Annotated in this window: 16 protein-coding genes; 6 read left to right on the forward strand and 10 right to left on the reverse strand. The window is 57.7% G+C overall.

Features of this window, described 5'->3' with window-relative positions; genetic code table 11:
* Nucleotides 1–58: 58 nt before the first annotated feature.
* The 8 genes from rpoB to ABWQ15_RS13985 all read right to left on the reverse strand — a co-directional run bounded on the left by rpoB (nt 59) and on the right by ABWQ15_RS13985 (nt 11,112).
* Nucleotides 59–3,778 (reverse strand): DNA-directed RNA polymerase subunit beta, encoded by a 3,720-nt coding sequence (gene rpoB, locus ABWQ15_RS13950; RefSeq protein WP_353909421.1) that lies wholly within the window; start codon nt 3,776–3,778, stop codon nt 59–61.
* A gap of 362 nt (nt 3,779–4,140) precedes the next feature.
* Nucleotides 4,141–4,707 (reverse strand): rubrerythrin family protein, encoded by a 567-nt coding sequence (locus tag ABWQ15_RS13955; protein WP_353909390.1) that lies wholly within the window; start codon nt 4,705–4,707, stop codon nt 4,141–4,143.
* 213 nt (nt 4,708–4,920) lie between these two features.
* On the reverse strand, nt 4,921–5,106 hold the full coding sequence (locus ABWQ15_RS13960; RefSeq protein ID WP_353909391.1) for a hypothetical protein: 186 nt from the start codon (nt 5,104–5,106) through the stop codon (nt 4,921–4,923).
* Between the two features lie 113 nt (nt 5,107–5,219).
* Entirely contained in the window at nt 5,220–6,530 is a 1,311-nt protein-coding gene (gene dsdA, locus ABWQ15_RS13965) for a D-serine ammonia-lyase (RefSeq protein WP_353909392.1), read from the reverse strand.
* A gap of 74 nt (nt 6,531–6,604) precedes the next feature.
* Nucleotides 6,605–6,832 carry a permease of phosphate ABC transporter gene (locus tag ABWQ15_RS13970; protein WP_353909393.1) on the reverse strand — a complete coding sequence of 76 codons (228 nt, stop codon included), beginning with the start codon at nt 6,830–6,832 and terminating at the stop codon, nt 6,605–6,607.
* Nucleotides 6,833–7,097: 265 nt separating this feature from the next.
* The gene (locus ABWQ15_RS13975; RefSeq protein ID WP_353909394.1) at nt 7,098–7,469 is read right to left on the reverse strand and encodes a RidA family protein; all 372 of its coding nucleotides are present in this window, start codon (nt 7,467–7,469) and stop codon (nt 7,098–7,100) included.
* Nucleotides 7,470–7,537: 68 nt separating this feature from the next.
* Nucleotides 7,538–9,280 carry a [FeFe] hydrogenase, group A gene (locus tag ABWQ15_RS13980; RefSeq protein WP_353909395.1) on the reverse strand — a complete coding sequence of 581 codons (1,743 nt, stop codon included), beginning with the start codon at nt 9,278–9,280 and terminating at the stop codon, nt 7,538–7,540.
* Nucleotides 9,274–11,112: an NAD(P)-binding protein gene (locus tag ABWQ15_RS13985; RefSeq protein ID WP_353909396.1), complete on the reverse strand. Its 1,839-nt coding sequence runs from the start codon at nt 11,110–11,112 to the stop codon at nt 9,274–9,276. Before ABWQ15_RS13985 ends, ABWQ15_RS13980 begins: the two co-directional genes overlap by 7 nt.
* 379 nt (nt 11,113–11,491) lie before the next feature.
* Between ABWQ15_RS13985 and ABWQ15_RS13990 the strand changes: the two genes are divergently transcribed.
* The 6 genes from ABWQ15_RS13990 (at nt 11,492) to ABWQ15_RS14015 (ending at nt 18,262) form a co-directional block, all read left to right on the forward strand.
* Entirely contained in the window at nt 11,492–12,418 is a 927-nt protein-coding gene (locus tag ABWQ15_RS13990; RefSeq protein WP_353909397.1) for an AAA family ATPase, read from the forward strand.
* Nucleotides 12,418–14,139 carry a hypothetical protein gene (locus ABWQ15_RS13995; protein WP_353909398.1) on the forward strand — a complete coding sequence of 574 codons (1,722 nt, stop codon included), beginning with the start codon at nt 12,418–12,420 and terminating at the stop codon, nt 14,137–14,139. The genes ABWQ15_RS13990 and ABWQ15_RS13995 overlap by 1 nt, the downstream gene beginning before the upstream one ends.
* A 213-nt stretch (nt 14,140–14,352) precedes the next feature.
* Nucleotides 14,353–15,216, forward strand: a complete 864-nt coding sequence (locus tag ABWQ15_RS14000) for a YihY/virulence factor BrkB family protein (RefSeq protein ID WP_353909399.1) — start codon at nt 14,353–14,355, stop codon at nt 15,214–15,216.
* A gap of 21 nt (nt 15,217–15,237) precedes the next feature.
* Nucleotides 15,238–16,470, forward strand: coding sequence for an aminopeptidase (locus ABWQ15_RS14005; protein WP_353909400.1), 1,233 nt, complete (start codon nt 15,238–15,240; stop codon nt 16,468–16,470).
* Between the two features lie 20 nt (nt 16,471–16,490).
* Nucleotides 16,491–16,973 carry a gamma carbonic anhydrase family protein gene (locus tag ABWQ15_RS14010; protein ID WP_353909401.1) on the forward strand — a complete coding sequence of 161 codons (483 nt, stop codon included), beginning with the start codon at nt 16,491–16,493 and terminating at the stop codon, nt 16,971–16,973.
* A 47-nt stretch (nt 16,974–17,020) separates the two neighbouring features.
* Complete coding sequence (locus ABWQ15_RS14015; protein ID WP_353909402.1) at nt 17,021–18,262, forward strand: AI-2E family transporter; 1,242 nt, start codon at nt 17,021–17,023, stop codon at nt 18,260–18,262.
* A 53-nt stretch (nt 18,263–18,315) separates the two neighbouring features.
* On the opposite strand, the gene ABWQ15_RS14020 is transcribed toward ABWQ15_RS14015, so the two are convergent.
* On the reverse strand, nt 18,316–18,756 hold the full coding sequence (locus ABWQ15_RS14020) for a flavodoxin family protein (protein WP_353909403.1): 441 nt from the start codon (nt 18,754–18,756) through the stop codon (nt 18,316–18,318).
* A 16-nt stretch (nt 18,757–18,772) separates the two neighbouring features.
* Nucleotides 18,773–18,982 (reverse strand): hypothetical protein, encoded by a 210-nt coding sequence (locus ABWQ15_RS14025; protein WP_353909404.1) that lies wholly within the window; start codon nt 18,980–18,982, stop codon nt 18,773–18,775.
* Nucleotides 18,983–19,280: the final 298 nt, after the last annotated feature.

A 19,280-nucleotide genomic window follows, 5' to 3' on the forward strand; every position in this document is an offset into this window, starting at 1 on the left:
CTCCTATCATGATTCAGAATTTTGAGTTTTCTCCGTGTTGGTCTTTCTCAATTCCAAATCACTCGTCGTCAAAACCGGCGTCGTCTCCTCCGTCCAGACCGGCATCCGCGCCGGCGTCGTCAGGAGCGTCCTCGATGTCAAATCCGGACTCCTGGAACTCCGCCTCCTCCACCACGTTGTGGTGACGGTCATCCTCGGCGTCCATGCGGGCCAGATTGAAGGTATCCATGGCATCCTCATCTTCCCTCAGTTCGATCTGGTTGCCGTTTTCATCCAGCACCCGGATATCCAGGCACAGGGACTGCAGCTCCTTCACCAACACCTTGAAAGCCTCGGGCACACCCGGCTCAGGTACGTTGTGGCCCTTGACAATGGCCTCGTAGGTTTTAACGCGGCCCGTCACATCGTCGGACTTGACGGTCAGCATCTCACGCAGGGTATACGCTGCGCCGTAAGCTTCCAGCGCCCACATTTCCATCTCGCCAAAGCGCTGGCCACCAAACTGGGCCTTGCCGCCCAGAGGCTGCTGGGTCACCAGAGAATACGGGCCGGTGGAACGGGCATGGATCTTATCATCCACCAGATGGTGGAGCTTGAGGAAGTAAACATAGCCGACGGTGACCTTGTTGTCGAAAGGCTCGCCGGTACGGCCGTCATACAGCACGCTCTTGCCCTCGGGGTTCAGACCCGCCTGCTGAAGCATGTCGGCAATGTCCTTTTCGTTGGCTCCGTCAAAAATAGGGGTGGCCACCTTGCAGCCAAGGGCGTGTGCGGCATAGCCCAGATGGACCTCCAGCACCTGCCCGATGTTCATACGGGAAGGCACGCCCAAAGGATTGAGCACGATGTCCAGCGGTGTGCCGTCGGGCAGGAAAGGCATATCCTCCTGCGGCAAAACCCGGGAGACAACGCCCTTGTTACCGTGGCGGCCTGCCATCTTGTCGCCCACCTGAATTTTCCGGCGCTGGGCAATATAGACGCGGACCACCTGGTTCACGCCCGGCCCCAACTCGTCGCCGGCCTCGCGGGTGAACACCTTCGCGTCCACCACAATGCCGCTCTCTCCGTGAGGTACCTTCAGGGAGGTATCGCGGACCTCGCGGGCCTTCTCTCCGAAGATGGCGCGCAGGAGCCGCTCCTCGGCGGTGAGATCGGTCTCGCCCTTGGGGGTGACCTTGCCCACCAGAATATCGCCTGCGTGGACCTCCGCGCCGATGCGGATAATACCGCTCTCGTCCAGATCCTTCAGTGCGTCCTCGCCCACGTTGGGAATGTCGCGGGTGATCTCCTCGGGGCCCAGCTTCGTATCCCGGGAGTCGAGCTCAAATTCTTCAATGTGGATGGAGGTGTACAGATCTTCGCGGACCAGCCGTTCATTCAAAAGGACGGCATCCTCGTAGTTGTAGCCCTCCCAGGTCATAAAGCCGACCAGAATGTTCTGGCCCAGAGCGATTTCACCCTGCTCGGTGGCAGGGCCGTCCGCCAGGACGGTGGGGTCCTGGGGTTTTCCGTCGGGGCCAATGCCCGCTCCGTGGACCCGCTCGCCCACCTCCACGATGGGCCGCTGGTTGATGCAGGTAGTATGGTTGGACCGAAGGAACTTCACCAGCTTGTAATTCTTGGTCGCGCCCGAATCGTATTTCACGGCGACATGGCGAGCGTCCATGGAGGTGACCACACCATCGCCCTCGGCCAGCACGGCAACCGCGGAATCAATGCAGATCTTGTGCTCCATACCGGTGCCGACAATCGGCGCATGGGGCTTCAGCAGAGGCACGGCCTGGCGCTGCATGTTGGCGCCCATCAGGGCGCGGTTCGCGTCGTCGTTGGGCAGGAAGGGGATCATGGCCGTAGCGATGGAGACCATCATCCGGGGAGACACATCGATATAGTCCACCCGCTCCTTGTCCACCTCCACGATCTCATCGCGGTGGCGGGCGGTGATACGGGAATTGATGAGGCAGCCGTTTTCGTCCAACGGTTCTGCGGCCTGACCGACGATATAGTTATCCTCTTCGTCGGCAGTCATATAGGTGATGTTCTCCGCCACGTGGAACGTCTTCTTGTTGATCGCGCGGTAAGGTGCTTCGATAAAGCCGTACTCGTTGATGCGGGCATAAGTCGCCAGATAGGAGATCAGGCCGATGTTGGGACCTTCGGGAGTCTCGATGGGACACATACGGCCATAGTGGCTGTAGTGGACATCTCGGACCTCCATGTTGGCGCGCTCGCGGCTCAGGCCGCCGGGGCCCAGTGCGGAAAGACGCCGCTTGTGGGTCAGCTCGGCCAGAGGGTTTGTCTGGTCCATAAACTGGCTCAGGGGGCTGGATCCGAAGAACTCCTTAATGGCGGCGGTGACGGGCCGGATGTTGATCAGGCTCTGAGGCGTGACAATATCCATGTCCTGAATGGTCATGCGCTCCCGAATTACCCGCTCCATCCGGCTAAAACCGATGCGGAACTGGTTTTGCAGCAGCTCACCCACGCACCGCAGGCGCCGGTTGCCCAGATGATCGATGTCGTCTCTGTTGGACACATTCCGCGCGAGACCGTTCATATAATTAATAGAGGTGAGCATATCGTCGATAATGATGTGCTTAGGGACAAGCTCGTCCCTGTGCAAACGGATCTGATCTTTCAGCTCCTCGCCGGAATACTGGCCCAGCAGATCCTGAAGCACGTCATAGCGCACCCGCTCCTTGATCTTGCACTCAGTCAGGGGGTCAAAGTCCACAAAGTGGCTCAGATCACACATCTTGTTGGAGATGATCTTCATGGGTTCGCCGTCCACGGTGATGGTGACCTCACTGACGCCACAGGCGTCCAGGCTCTTGGCCTCGTCGGCGGCGAGCAGGTGGCCGTCCTCAAATAAAATCTCGCCGGTGGAAGGATCGGCCACGGGCACAGCCAGTTTATAGCCGGTAATCCGGGGCCACAGGCACAGCTTCTTATTGAATTTATACCGGCCCACGATGGACAGATCGTAGCGCCGGGGATCGAAGAACAGATTGTTCATCAAGGTTACGCAGGCTTCCACCGTTGGGGGTTCGCCGGGACGAAGCTTGCGGTAGATCTCCAGCATGGCATCCTCATAGGTCTTGCAGGGATCCTTTTCAAGGGTTGCCAGAATCCGGGGGTCGTCCCCGAACTGCCCGGTAATCTCCGCGTCGGTCTTCAGACCCAGGGCACGCAGCAGGCAGGTGATGGGGAGCTTCCGGTTCTTGTCGATGCGGACCCAGAAGCACTCGTTGGCGTCCGTCTCATACTCCAGCCATGCGCCGCGGTAAGGGATGACCGTGGCGGTGAGGATGGGGAGGTCGGTCTTCAGATCGATCTCCTTGCCGTAATAAACGCCGGGGGAGCGGACAATCTGGGAGACCACAACCCGCTCGGCTCCGTTGATGACAAAGGTGCCGGCATGGGTCATCAGTGGGAAATCCCCCATGAAGATCTCCTGCTCCTTGATTTCCTCCGTCTCCTTGTTGCGCAGGCGGACCGTCACCTTCAGGGGTGCGGCGTACGTGGCGTCCCGTGCTTTACACTCCTCCACGTCGTACTTGGGATCCTCGTCCATCTTATAATCGATGAATGTCAGCTCCAGATTCCCCTGGTAGTCGGCGATGGCGCCAACGTCTGCGAAGACCTCCCGCAGGCCCTCGTCCCAGAACCACTGGTACGACTTCTTTTGAATCTCCAGCAGGTTCGGCATAGACATGACTTCCTCGTGCCGGGCAAAGTTCTTACGAAGGGTCTTTCCGTAGTACTTGTCTTTGGACATCTCTGATTCACGCAACCTTTCTGTCCGTCCCATCGGCCCTGTCCGGTCGGCAAAACGGATTGAACTGTGAGCAGGCATCAAAATTTTAGGAACACACGGGTAAGTTGTTAAAATTTCTTCGCTTTGCTCTTGCTTTTTTATAGGAACTATGCTATCTTATTTACAGTAAGTGAGAATGGCGTGCTATTTTCTAATTGTCATAAGCAATTTATTATACCATTTTGTTTTCCGCCTGTCAAGGCGGTTTTCTTTTTTTATGCATTCTTTTTATCCAACAGCGATGGAAAAGAATGCGCACAACCCAAAGAATTGGCGCAGGCCCCCAGAGGGATGCCTGCGCCAATTCTTTGGGTTGATTTTTATCAAACTTCCTTCTGGAAGGACGCTGTTTCAAAGGATCCGATCGCGTGGCACACGCTGCACACATCCGGTCTCTCCTCATAGGTCGCGCCGCAGAACATGCACCGGTATCCGTTCACGGTGACCGTCTTGGACTGTGTCTCCGGCGTCTCTGCCGCCGCGGACTTTCCGGGGGTGGCGCTCAGCTTCGCCAGTGCCGCCAGAAACGAGTGCTCATGATTGCACTCAATGTCGGCAACCTTCTCAAACAGCTCAGCAACATCCAAAAGGCCCTCTTCCCGGGCAGTCTTGGCAAAGCCGGGATATATGGAACTCCACTCCCCCAGCTCGCCCTTCATGGACTCCATCAGATTCGACGCGGTCGCGGAAATTCCGCCATTCAGATGCTGATAGAACAGCTTCGCGTGAATGGTCTCGTTCTTCGCCATCCGCTCATATAGGTTCGCGATCTCATCCAGACCTTCCTGTCTGGCCTTCTCCGCGTAAAATGTATAGCGATTCCGGGCCATGGACTCTCCCGTGAATGCGGCTTTCAGGTTTTTCTCTGTCTGTGTACCCTTCAGTTCCATCTCGTTTTCCTCCTGTTTTATTTTTTCTTTATTTTATCCGCTTAATGGATATGCGTCAGTGGCAAATCACACAGTCTGATATATCATTTCAAAATCAGCGAAATGCCACGCGGAAAGGGAGCGCCAAGGGGAGACTTGCAGGGCCCAGACTGTGACTCATTTCGCTCTACCCAAAAAATGGGCTGCCCTCCCGTTGGAAGGCAGCCCGCTTTTTCAGGAATATAGCTGCTCGTCGTCGTAATCGTCATACTCACTGCCAAACTTCTTATTCAGCCTCTTTTTCAGACCGCAACAACCCACGCTGAGATCGTGCCATCCGCCGATCAACAGACATACGAACGCAGCCAGCGCCAGACCTGCTCCGACGATTTTCATAACCATACGGGCGGTTTTGCTCATATTGTGTCCTCCTTTTACGGGGTGCTTTTCACAGTTCCACGGAGAAACCGTTCAGCTATTTTAGTATGATACACCCGACGGGAAAATATTACAAGGGGGTTTTCCGCAAAGACTCAGCAGCGCTTTGCGAGGTACTCCCGCCGGGTCTCCGGCGGCACCAGCTTCCCCCCGGTCGCCCACAGGATGTGAGCCGCGTTCTCCATTTTCTCCGCAAGACCGTGCTCCTCCAGATAAGCCTGCGCCGCCGGAAATTGGATCAAGCCGCGATACCCAGCAAAAGCCGCGCAGGAGGACGGTTCGATGAAGACACTCTCTGCGGCGTGCAGCTCTCTCAGATCGTCGAACAGCCGTCCGTCCGCAACGGTGAACTCTCCGCAGAGCGTCCGTCCCATCATGTCGCATACCAGTTTGGACGGCCGTCCCACCGCGAGGCCGTCTGCCTCCGTGATGCCGGAGAGGCCCGCGTCCTGTACGCACACGCCGTCCTTTTCACCCGAGGCCAGTCCCAGCAGCATACAGGGACACTGGACCGGCTCCGCAAAGAATATGTGAACGCTCTCGCCGTACAGCAGCTTCAGCCCATAGGCTACTCCTCCGGGGGCTCCACCCACGCCGCAGGGAATCGTGACAAACAGGGGGTGATCCATGTCCACCGCCACGTCCTGCGCGTTCAGCTGCTCCGCCAGACGGCGGCCCGCCACTGCATAGCCCAGAAACAGGTTTTTGGAGTGCTCGTCGTCCACAAAATAGCTCATGGGGTCCGCATCAGACATCGCCCGTCCCTGCTCCACGGCCTTTCCGTAATCTCCGGCGTACTCCCGTACGTCCACGCCCTTTTGCCGCAGCAAGTCTTTTTTCCATTGCCGCGCGTCGGCGGACATGTGTACCACTGCCCGATAGCCCAGCGCGGCAGACATGATCCCGATGGAAAGTCCCAGATTTCCCGTGGACCCCACCTGCACCGTGTAGTTTGCAAAGAAGTCCCGGTGATCGGCAAGGTCCGCGAAATTTCCGTCCTCACGCAGCAGCCCCGCCGAAAAAGCCAGATCCTCCGTGTGCTTCAGCACCTCGTAGATGCCGCCTCTCGCCTTGACAGACCCGGCCACCGCCAGATCGCTGTCCATTTTCATAAAAAGCCGTCCCGCGGGAATGCGCTCCCGCCAGCCCATCCTTTCGCGCAGTGCGGACAGTTCCCTCAGCGGCGACTCGATCCGCCCGCCGTCTGCAGCCGTCTCAGGGAACAGCCTGCTCAGCAGCGGCGCGAAGCGGTCCAGTCGGGCCGCCGCGTCATCCACCTCTGCCGGGCACACCGGAAGACCGCCCCGGACAGCCTCAAACGGTGCTTTTTGGGGATTAATCCAGCAGGTTTCCGCCGCCGCCATCACATCCCGCAGCACGGGATTCTCATTCCACGCAGCTCTCATGGTCTTTCCTCCCGTCAATTTTCAGTTCTCAGTCGGCCCATGCGCCTCTGCTTTCCGGTTATCGGATTCGAGACTCATTTGCTTTCTTTGCTGCGCAGCACAAACAAAAATTTAGCAATCAGCGGAATATACGTGGCCACGAAAATCAGCCCCGCAATTTTAGCGGCGGGCTTTTTCCTTCGCGTTGGAACCGCCAGTCCTATCAGCACGCCCAAGGCGCACAGGCAGAACTTCAGCACTGCAAAGTCTTTCCAATCACAGACCCGCAGATAGCGGTCAGCAACGGAAAACAGTTTTTTCATAAGTCGGCCCTCCTACTCAATGTGATTTTCTTTTTGGTAAATCTATATTTAATCTTAATACAGCTCTCCGTTTAAAACAAGGGATTTTAATTGGAAAGCACCAAAACAGTGCTTTTTTGGGATTCTTTCACACAGATCGACGAACTATTTTGCTCACTCTGACGAACTATATTCTAAATGGGTGAGGTCTTACCTATATAGAATCACCGGCGCGCCTTATACATGGCGCGCCGGTGATTTTTAATCTTTAATGTTCAAAGGGCACTCAGACCTCTGCGATCAGCTCGACCTCCACCAGCAGGTTCTTGGGAAGCGTTTTTACCGCCACGCAGGACCTGGCGGGTTTCCCGGTAAAGTATTTGCCGTAGATCTCATTAAATGCGGCAAAATCGCCCATGTCCGCAAGGAAGCAGGTGGTTTTCACCACGTGGGTGAAGTCGGTGCCTGCGGCAGACAGCAGCGCGCTCAGATTTTTCATGACCTGCTCGGTCTGGGCGTTGATATCCGTGCCAACAGCCGCGCCGGTACCGGGATCCAGAGCCACCTGACCGGAGGTAAAGAAGAATCCGTTTGAAATATATCCCTGGGAATAGGGACCGATGGCGGCGGGGGCATTTTCTGTATGGATGAGTTTCATACGAGAAGACTCCTTTCAATATTTGTGATTATTCTAATAGTACTTCATCCGAAGACAGATTTCAAGCCTTATGCTTTTTCTTTTGTGGGAACAGACCAGGCGGCGTGGTCGGTATGGAGCAGGTGGTGGGATTTTTTGCCCAGCGGTTCTTTGAGATATTCGCTGTACAGCGCCTTGACGTCGGGATTCTCATGCGAGAATCGAATCTTACTCCTGGCGTCCAGATCCCATAGAAGTTCGCCCCGCTCCTCGGCCATTTCCACGCCGTCGTGGATGGGTTGTCCGCCGCCGCCGGCACAGCCGCCGGGACAGGCCATAACTTCCACAAAATCATAATCCACGGTACCGGCCTCCAGTGCCTCCATCAGTGCCCGGGTGCTGGAAAGGCCGCTGACCACCGCCACCCGGACCGTTCCCGCTCCGGGGATGGCGAAAGAGGACTCCTTCCACGGGTTGTCTCCCCGGACAGCGGCAAAAGCATCCGGCTTTGGATTCTTGCTGGTAACGAGATAGTAGGCGGAGCGGAGCGCCGCGTCCATCACGCCGCCGGAGGCGCCGAAGATCACTGCTGCGCCGGTGCCGGAACCCAGGGGACTGTCAAAGGGTTCCTCCGGCAGGTCGGTGGGGACAATGGAATCACTGCGCAGAAGGCGCACCATCTCGCGGGTGGTCAGTACCGCGTCCACATCCGGATCACCGCAGGCATCTTTCATGGTGGGAAGCTCGCACTCAGCCTTTTTGGCGGAACAGGGCATAATGGACACTACGAACATCTTGTGCGGGTCGATGCCCTGCTTCTCCGCGAAGTAGCTCTTGGCGATGGCACCGAACATCTGCTGGGGGGATTTTGCGGAGGAGAGACGCTCCGTATAGGCCGGGAACTGGGACTTCACAAATCGGACCCAGCCGGGGCAGCAGGAGGTAAACATGGGCCAGCGGTATTTACTCCGGTGGGTGAACCGCTCCAAAAACTCGCTGCCCTCCTCCATGATGGTAAGGTCAGCGGTGAAGTTTGTGTCAAAGATGTAATCGAAGCCCATACGGCGCAGAGCGGCCACCATGCGCCCGGCGGCGGCAAATTTGGGAGAGAGGCTGAACGCCTCCGCCCAGGCCACCCGTATGGCGGGGGCCACCTGAATCACCGTCGTGATCTCCGGGTCCGCCAGTGCCCGCAGGACCTTGTTGCTGTCGTCCCGGACGGTGAGGGCGCCAGTGGGACAGTGGGTAACGCATTGACCGCAGAAGGTGCAGTCTGTGTTTTTCAGAAGACGGTTAAAGCTGACGTCCACTGTGGTGCGGGAGCCGGTCCCCGCCACATCCCAGATGTGCATGCCCTGTATCTTGTCGCAGACCTGGACGCAGCGCATACACTTGATGCACTTGCTGGCCTCCCGGACTACCGGAGCCTCCAAATCCACCCGGGACTTTTCCGGCTGAAGCCGATAGGGCTGGTAGTGGATGTTCAGATCGTGGGACAAAGTCTGAAGAGCGCAGTTTCCGCTGCGAATGCAGGTGGTACAGGTGGAGTTGTGCTCCGAGAGAATGAGACGAAGGTTCGTTCGGCGAGCGGAGCGCACACGGGGGCTGTTGGTCTTGATGACCATGCCCTCCTCCACCTGGGTGTTGCAGGCGGGAATCAGACGCTGGGTTCCCTCCAACTCCACCACGCAGATGCGGCAGGCAGCGATCTCGTTGATGTCCTTCAAAAAGCACAGGTGGGGGATGGGGATACCCGCGTGCTGCGCGACGCTTAAAATCGTAGAGCCCTCAGGAACAGAGAGGGCCTTGCCGTTTATTTCGATATTTACCATTTTTCCACACGTCCTCCCTTGAAGTTTCCATATCCAAAGTGATCGCAGCGCAGACAACGGGAGGACTCTTTCTGGGCTTCCTCGTCGGTGAAGCCGCACTCGATGCACTGGAAATCACCTATGCGCTCGCCGGCATCCCGCTCACTGGTATTGATGCGACCCCGGGGGCGCAGGTCGGAGAGATCCGGCGTCGGAATCTGGACATCCGTCACGATCTCATGGTTAAAGCCCAGATACTCGTCGATGTTGGCTGCGGCTACCTTGCCCGCGGCAATGGCGCGAATAACGGTGGCGGGGCCGGTGACGCAGTCCCCTCCTGCGAATATGCCCTCCACATCCGGCAGCTGCGTGCTGGCGTTGGCCAGCACAGTACCTCCGCGCTGAATTTTTACGCCGCTTTGCTCAAAACCGTGAGTCTCAATGCCCTGCCCGATGGCGACGATGATGACGTCAGCGGGAATGCGCCTGGATTCCACGGCGGCGTTGTTGGGCCGGGGGCGGCCCATGGCATCCACTTCACCGATGATCTGAGGTTTTGTCCAAAGAGCGGTCACATGGCCGTCCTCGCTGGGCTCAATCTTCAGCGGGGCCTCCAGTGTCAAAACCTCCGCGCCCTCGGCAATGGCGCCCTCAATTTCCTCCGGCTGGGCGGTCATATCCGCCTGACGGCGGCGGTATACGCAGGAGACCTTTTTAGCTCCCAGGCGGATGGCGGAGCGGGTCACGTCCATGGCCACGTTGCCGCCGCCGATCACCACGACGTTCATGCCGGTAAAGTCGGGCAGCTCGCCATCTCCGATGTGGCGAAGCATCTCCACTGCAGAGACCACGCCGTGGCTGTCTTCTCCGGGAATACCCGTCTTTTTGTCGGTGTGGGCGCCCACGGAGAGGTACAGGCAGTCAAACTGCTTTCTGAGATCGTCCAGCGAGGGCTCGGTACCCACGTCTACCCCCGCATGGACCTCTATGCCCAGAGACAGGATGGAGGCGATCTCCGCGTCCAGCTTCTCCCGGGGGAAGCGGTAGCTGGGGATGCCGTAACGCAGCATGCCGCCCAGCAGCTTCTGCTTTTCAAACACGGTTACCTTGTGACCCATCAACGACAGGTAATAAGCTGCGGAGAGTCCGCCGGGGCCGCCGCCCACCACGGCCACGGTCTTGCCGGTGGCGGGTGCACAGGAAGGCTGAGGCACGTCTCCCGCGTGGTCCACTGCATATCTCTTCAGTCCGCGGATATTCAGCGGGTCATCCACCATGTTCCGGCGGCACCGGGCCTCACAGGGGTGCTCGCAGATGTACGCGCAGGCGGTGGGGAAGGGATTGTCCTTTCGGATGAGCTTTACTGCATCGTCGTACCGTCCGGAGTTGATCAGGGCGATGTAGCCGGGAATATCCACCCCCGCGGGACACAGGGCCACACAGGGCACCGGGTTTTTCAGTCCGCCCAGACACCGGTGACGGAGGATGTGCTCTTCGTAGTCATCCCGGAAGCCCTTCAGTCCCATCAGGACAAGCTGCGCCGCGTTAATGCCGATGGCGCAGTCAGCGGTGTCCACGATGGACTGAGCCGTCTCCTCAATGCGGTGAATCGTGCGCAGCTCGGCCTCTCCGTCCAGAACCGCCTGCAGCATGTTGGACAGCTGTCCCAGTCCGATGCGGCAAGGAACGCATTTGCCGCAGGTCTGCGCATGGCAGAGATTTAAAAAATTCAGCGCCATGTCAATGGGGCATAGACCCGGAGGGCTGGCCGCGATACGGCGCTCCACACCGCGGTAAAGCTGGTCGACTACGGCCTGAGCCTGGCTGGGTGTTTTGATATCAAGTCTGCTCATGATTTCGATCACTCCTTCTTTTCAATTCCGGCAATCTTCTTTGTCAGTTCCCTTCACCGACGCTTGTTTGCTGATTTTATTTTGAGAACCGGCGCTTTCGCGGCGGAATTCAAACAGTTCCTAGCTTGCGGGGAAAATTTGCGAACGCCAGAATTGCTGGAAAACGGCTGCGCCGGTGGATCCCGTCTGCGGCGAAATTTGACTTTTTGTTAGTCTACTCTTTTCCGGCGGAAGAAACAACTGTTTTGATGAAATTTCACTAATAAAGCCATAAATATTGGTGAAAAGTTTGACAAATAAGGAAAATACGCGTATAACGGGGGCAGTGAAAAGAACGCGGGACGGGTGGCTTGCCGCCGGCTGCGGAACGGAGGATTATATGAGTGAACTGATCGAATTTCTGCGGACGGAAGGTGTGGATGAACGTCTTCTGAACGCGGCGGAAGCTTGGCGGACAAAACAGGCCCCGGCGCGGGACAACGTTGCCCACCGCGTTCCCAGACCCCGCTATCCCTACTATGGGAGGGACGTGTGGGAGGAGGCAATCTCCGCCCTTTTGAGTGGGGAGCATCTGCTGTTGGTGGGTCCCAAGGCCACCGGCAAGAACGATCTGGCGGAAAACCTCTCCGCTCTGTTTGGCCGTCCCCAGTGGGACGTGTCGTTCTATATCAATACCGACGCTGCCTCACTGATCGGGACAGACACCCTCTCCGACGGCGAGGTCTCTTTGCGCCACGGACCCATCGCCAGCTGCGCACTGGAGGGAGGGTTCGGCGTTCTGGACGAGATCAACATGGCGAAAAATGAGTCTTTGGCCGTGCTCCATGCCACGCTGGACTTCCGCCGCTGCATCGACGTACCGGGTTACGACCGCATTCCGCTGTCGGACGCCACCCGCTTCATCGCCACCATGAACTACGGCTACGCGGGGACCCGGGACCTGAACGAGGCGCTGGCCTCCCGCTTTTTGGTCATCGATATGCCGCCTATTTCGGAGGAAAATCTTATGAAGCTGCTGCATCGGGAATTCCCGGAGCTGAAGGAGGCTTATGCCCGGCAGTTCATGAGCCTGTTCACCGATATCCGCAAAAAGTGCGACAGCGCGGAAATCTCTACCAAGGCACTGGACCTGCGGGGCCTGCTGGCCTCCATCCGCCTGATGCGCCAGGGACTTCCCGGAGCCCGGGCGCTGGAGCTTGGCATCGTGAACAAGTGCTTCGACGATTTTGAGCGCCAATTGGTGGAAGATGTGGTCCGGGGCCGCATCCCGGAGGACCTGACGGGCCTGGAAGCCTTTGAACACTGATGGAAATTCAGGATAATGAAAAGCGCCGGGCGAGAAATCAGGTTTGGACCGCAGCGGAAGAATATGAGTTTGAACCGAGTCTGAAGACCTACGATTCCAGGGGCCGGGCAGACCTGTACTGGAATACGGCAGTGGGCTGCGTCCGCCGGAATTGGGGCGGTGCGCTGGAGACGCTGTTGGCCTCCTTTGAGCAGTCTGTGGACTGCCAGCTCTATGAGCAGCTGACATGGCTGGGACTTGAAAGTGCGGCGTTTCAGCGGGAAAAGGACCGCCGTCCCGCGCTCCCCGCCCTGCGGCAGGGGTATGCGCGGCGGACGCTGGAGGAATTTGCGCAATTTCCCTCCGACCGGCCCGTCCACCTTCTCACCGCAGGCCGCTGTCGGGAAATTCTGGGGCGGGACCCGGAACTTAAGAGCCGCGATCGGGAGATTCTGGCCGCGCTGGACCTGCCCGGTGATTTGGATGGAGACGCCCTGGCAGAGCGGCTTCGCGGAGTCCTGACAGCCTACTTCGGCTATGTCCCTGGAGACCCCGCCCTATCAAAAGTCGCGGATGGGTCGGATGTCAGGAAGAAACACCGCATTTTTGGAAGCCAGCGGGGAAACCGGGTCCGTCTGCCCGCCGTCCGTGGCTTTGGATACGGCTTCGGCGAGCACAGCCGGGACCTCACTGGCGAAGGCGGTCCCGCCCCTCAGCGTCGACTGGGGGACATGTCCGTCACCCAGAGCGCGGAGGCTCTGCGGGTCTATATCGCCAGCTATTTCGGAACGCCCCTGTACCCAAAGGAGCAGGTGGAAAAGCTGGAGCGCGATCTGTGCGTGGGGGACCATAAAAACTGCAAGCTGTACTACGCCCGGGGCGGGGACGATCTGGACAAAGGCGCCCGGGGTTATGCGGGCGCTCAGCGCCGGGCCGCCCTAAAGCAGATGGTGAAAAACAAAGCGGCCTATGACGCAAATCTGACCTGTAACCGAACCAGCATTGCCCGGCTTACCGCCCGCATCCGTAACGCCATGCTGGCCCATTTGCAGCCCACGGTGGTGCGGACTTCGGCTGGGATTTTGGATGCGGCCCGGGTCTGGCGGGCCGCAGCGCTGAACGACGACAAGGTCTTTAACCGCACGCTGCGGAGCGATTTCGGCGATCTGTGCGTGGATATTCTGCTGGACAGCTCCACCTCTCAGACTCTGCGTCAGGAGACGGTTTCCGCCCAGGGGTATATGATCGCCGAGAGTCTCACCCGCTGCGGCATCCCCGTGCGGGTGACGGCGTTTTGTTCTCTCAGCGGGTACACGGTCATGACCCGGTTCCGGGACTATCGGGAGACGGACCGGAACGGGAACATTTTTCACTATTTCACCACCGGCTGCAATCGGGACGGCCTAGCCATCCGCGCTTTGGGACGGGAGCTGGAGGGCGCGCCCTGCGAGCACCGGCTGGTCATTATACTGTCCGACGCGAAACCCAACGACGTCATTAAGGTCTCCCGCAACGGAAGCTATCTCGACTACGCGGAGCGGACCGGCATATTGGACACCGCCCGGGAGGTCCGCGGCATCATCCGTACCGGCACGGCGGTGATCTGCGTCTTTACCGGGGAGGACGAGGATCTGAGCACGGCACGGACCATCTACGGACGGAATTTCACCCGCATCCGTCGGCTGGATCAGTTCGCAGATACAGTTGGCAGTCTGATCCAGAATCAGATCCGAAATCTGTGAGTCTCTCCGCGCCTGCGGGCAGGGAGAGGAGGAACCGCCGCTTTAAAGCGGCGGTTCCTTTTCAAAAAAATGGAAAAACCGGGAAAAGACAGTGGACGGCGGCCCAAAACCATGATAAAATCACACCTGCGATGTGACGCGATTTGCCGGCTGTCATATTTTTGCTCCGCCGGTAAATACTGTATATGTGTATGCGCGAAGGAGGGAGACGCCATGAACGGACCATATCTGCGGCCGCTGCCGAAAAACAAGTTCTGGAGAGGCGTCTATTTTATGGCACGGCGGTACCTACGGCATAACGTGAACATTCAGAGCGCGGCGCTGGCGTTTTACCTGCTGTTTGCGATCTTTCCCATGCTGATTTTCATCAGTTCCCTGCTGGGTCTGCTGCATTTGGACGTGGCGGAAATTCTGGCGGACCTGGGACAGATTTTACCGAAGGTCGCTGTGAATTTCGTTGGAATGTATCTGGTTCATGTGGGGGCCAATTCCAACGTGCGCCTTTTGATGTTTGGTCTGGTGTTCTCCATTTACTTTCCCATGAGGGCAGCCAATACCCTGATGCGCTCCGTGCGCACAGCATACCATCTGGGCCCGCCCCGGCACGCGATGGCACACCTGATCCGGACGCTGGCTTACACGGTGCTTCTGCTTTCAACATTGGTGCTGACACTGACGCTGATGAGCGTCAGCAACACGGTCCTCCAGTATGCGGTGGAGCATTTTTATCTGCCCGCCTTCGTGGCGGAGCTGTGGGCCCGGCTGCGTTTTCCGCTGGCTGCGGTGACGGCCTGCTTCGCGCTGCTGGCGCTGTATGCCATTACTCAGGATACCCGCCAGCCCTGGCGAAATCTGCTCCCCGGTGTGTTGGCATCTCTTGCAGCATGGATGGTGCTGTCGTGGATCTACGCCATCTATATGGAGAACATCGCGAATTATTCCCTGCTGTACGGCTCCATCGGAACGGTGATGGCCCTGCTGGTGTGGATGTATATGAGCGCGACAGCGCTCATCATGGGGGCGGAGCTGAACGGGACCCTGATTTCCCTGCGCAGGGAGGAAAAAGGTAACTTTTAAGTGAAATGGAGGCTGATGAACATGGATTATGAGGAAAAATCCAAGGAATACGCCGCTCTGCTGATTCGGGTGGGGCTGAACGTACAAAGAGGCCAGACTCTGGTGATCTCTTCCCCGGTGGAATGCGCCTGGTTTGCCCGGATGTGTGCCGCCGAAGCCTATGACGCGGGCTGCCGCGAGGTAGTGATGAACTGGGGCGACGATGCGCTGAGCCGGATGAAATACCTCCGGGCAGAGGAGGATGTGTTTGACAGCGTTCCCCTGTGGCGGCGGCACTTTTATAATGACTATGCGCTGGAGGGCGCGGCCTATCTCGCCATCTCGGCCAGCAATCCGGAAAATCTGAAGGGTGTGGACTCCGGGCGCATTGTTCGGACACAGCAAGCCAGCGGCAAGGCTCTGCGGGAATTCGACCGCCTCCAGATGTGCAGCGGATTCCCCTGGTGCATCGCCTCCATCCCCATTCCCTCTTGGGCGAAGCGGGTATTCCCGGACGCGGGCGAGAACGAGGCCATGGAAAAGCTGTGGGACGCTATTTTTACCGCCGTCCGCATCAGCGGAGACGGCAACGCCGTTGCGAAGTGGCGGCGCCACATCGAGACATTAGCTCAGCGTAAGGAAAAGTTGAATCAGCTGAATTTCAAATTCCTTCATTACACAAATTCTCTTGGCACCGACCTGACGGTAGAACTTCCGGAGGGCCATATCTGGGAAGCCGGAGACGACGTGACGCTGAAGGGCCAGGCCTATATTGCCAACATCCCCACGGAGGAGCTGTTCACCTCCCCGCTGAAAACCGGGGTCAACGGCGTGGTATACGCCGCCATGCCTCTGGTAAACGACGGCAACATCATCGACAAATTTCATTTTGTCGTCAGGGACGGCAAGATCGTAGAGGCCCGCGCGGAAAAGGGAGAGGAGACGCTGAAAGCCGCCATCTCCGTGGACGAGGGCGCGTCCTATTTCGGGGAGGTGGCGCTGGTGCCCTATGACAGCCCGATCTCCAACCAGAAAATTCTTTACTACAACACACTGTTCGACGAGAACGCCGCCTGCCACATCGCCTTCGGCGAGGCGTATCCCTGTCTGAAGGGCGGACAGCAAATGAGCCGGGACGAGTTGAAAAAGAGAGGCCTGAACTATTCCATCACCCATGTGGATTTCATGGTGGGAACGCAGGATCTCTCCATCGTGGGGACTACACACGACGGAGAGAAGATTCCCGTGTTCGTGAATGGAAACTTCGCCATCTGAGAGAGGATTGTGAAAAAGCAATGCCGTATCAAAAGAGAGAGACCGACGAACATGTTTTGATTGTCGAGGGCGCGGTGGTGACCGGAGACGTGACGCTGGGCAATGGCGTCAACGTCTGGTACTACGCCGTGCTTCGGGGTGACTGGGGCCATATCGAGGTGGGAGAGAACACCAATATTCAGGACCATTGTCTGCTCCACGAGGGGACCGTCGTGGGCCGGGGCTGCACTATCGGCCACGGGGCCATTCTCCACGGTTGCACCGTGGGGGACAATACGCTGGTGGGCATGGGCTCCGTGGTTTTAAACGGAGCAAGGATCGGAAACGACTGCATCGTGGGTGCCGGGGCTCTGGTCACCGGAAAGCTGGACGCGCCGGACGGCTCCATGATTCTGGGCAGCCCCGCCAGAGTGGTCCGACCTTTGACACCGCCTGAGATCGAAAGCAACCGAGCGGAGGCGCGGGCGTACCTGAAGGCGGCGGAGAACTACCGCCGGAGCTGATACGGCGAGACATAAAGCGCACGTTGATTCCCCTATAAGGAGAAGATATGAATTTTGATAAAAAGACGGTACGGACCGTGGCGCTGGCGGCATTTGCCGTGCTGGCGGGGTATTGGTGCCTGCAAAACCTGTCGCCAATCGAGAAAGCATTAAAAGCGCTGATGGGGCTGGTGTCCCCATTCCTGCTGGGCTGCGCCATCGCATTCATTCTGAATGTACCTATGCGGGCCGTGGAGCGGCATCTGGGCGACGGCGGGAAACATATGGATAGATTTCGTCGCCCGCTGGCCTTTGTGCTGACACTTGCGCTGGTGGCGGGAGTACTGGCGCTGGCAAGCCTTGTCGTCGTTCCCAATCTGGGGGACGCCGTGTCCTCTGTCATCCAGCAGGCACAGAGCTTTCTCACGCGGCTTCCGGCGACTCTGGCAGAGCTGGAGGCCAGGCTGCCGGAACTTCAGGCGGTCATGGCGGGTTTGGAGATCGATTGGGCGACCCTGTCCGGCAAGGCGCTGGAACAGCTTCAGAATCTTGGCAGAAGTCTGGTGGGAGTCGGTGTGGGCGGCGTTCTCAGCGGCATGAGCATCGTGGGCAGCGTGGTCAGCAGCGTCAGCACGTTTTTTATCGGTCTGGTATTTGCCATCTACCTTCTGTTCCAGAAGGAAAAGCTGGGCCGGCAGGTCCGCCAGTGCCTGTATGCACTGCTCCCTGAAAGGACGGCGGACCGGGTGCTGGAAATCGCCGCCCTCTCCAACCGTACATTTTCACACTTTCTCTCCGGCCAATGCCTGGAGGCTGTGATTCTGGGAAGCATGTTCACCGTGTCCATGGCGATTTTCCGAATGCACTATGCGCTTTTGGTGGGCGTTACGATCTCGTTTACGGCCCTCATTCCCGTTATTGGGGCGTTCATCGGCTGCGGCGTGGGCGTGCTGCTGATTTTGATGGTGGATCCGGTCCAGGCGCTGTTGTTCATCGTTTTGTTCCTTGTCCTTCAGCAGATTGAGGGAAATTTGATTTATCCCCGTGTGGTGGGGTCCTCCGTGGGGCTGCCCTCCATTTGGGTGCTGACCGCAGTCATTCTGGGCGGAAAGCTCATGGGAATCAGCGGAATGTTGGTGTTCATTCCGCTGTGCTCGGTTTTGTACACCCTGTTCAGACAATATGTGAAGGACCGCCTTGCTAAGAAGAAAATTTCACCCGCAAAACTGGATCCGGATGGCTCACCGCCTCATGGGAACGTGGAAAAGCGTCCACCTGCGACCGGAGCCGAGAAACGCTCGGGTGCTTGACCGGTTATGCAAGGAATTCGGGTATTGAACAAGGAAGACTTCTTTCTCGTCACTTACTTGCAGATGGAGCGGTAAAACTCCTTCGCCTTTTGCAGTTCGCCCGCGTTGGGATGTCCCTTGGCGATGCCGCCCACCAGCTTAAATGGGCCGAAGGTGTCGTAGCCTCTGCAGCCATACTCCCCCAGTATGTTGGCACGCTTGGCGGCCACGGCCTCAGCAATGGCCTTGGTATAGTTGCCTCGTTTTGAGCCACAGGTATAGACGAAAAACACATTCATGCCCTCAGGAAGGTATCGCGCAAAGCTTACCACGCTGTCGTGAAACTTGCCGTAATAGATGCCGGAGGCAAAGCCCACGGCATCGTACTGCTCCAGATGCGCTGCCGCGTGAGAGGTCACGTCGAAAAGATCGACATCCTTCTCCTCGGCCATAGACTCCAGAACTTTCAGCGTGTTTCCGTGGTGTCGAGAGTAATAGCAAATCGCAGTTTTCATAATAGTAGCACCTCATTTATAAGTTTGTAGTGATTTCAGGTTCGGCGTCTTTCAGGGTCTGATCGATTAACTCCAATGAAATCTGAAATGCCCGAATGCGGCGAATCGTCAGCGTGTGCTGGGATTTCCCCGGCGTGAGCTTCAATACCGCCTTCTCGCACTTGCTGAGAGTGGAAGCAAGGGAACGCTTGGCTTCCAACAGCTCCTCTGTGGTATAATTACTCATATCTTTCTCCCTTTGTTGTCGGTTTGCCAGCGTCAGATACTGCCACACGGTGCGTCTATAGGTTGGGTCCCTATTACGATTCTATCCCCTGCCACTCCTGCCGTCAATGATGGCAAACAGCGAAATAATTCCGTGATATTCCCACGCTTTCTCCGACAGCGGTCAAAGTAAATAAAAAAGATAGCAATTCCTTTTGGCTTTTGTGTGGAAATGTGTTATAATAAAATGTTGCAAGATGTGTTCCGCAAAGGCCAAGCTGGAAATAGGCCCTTGAGAGAGTGGGAGTGGATGAAGAGTC

It is taken from the genome of Oscillibacter sp. (assembly GCF_040505565.1).
In the GTDB taxonomy this organism is placed as follows: domain Bacteria; phylum Bacillota; class Clostridia; order Oscillospirales; family Oscillospiraceae; genus Oscillibacter.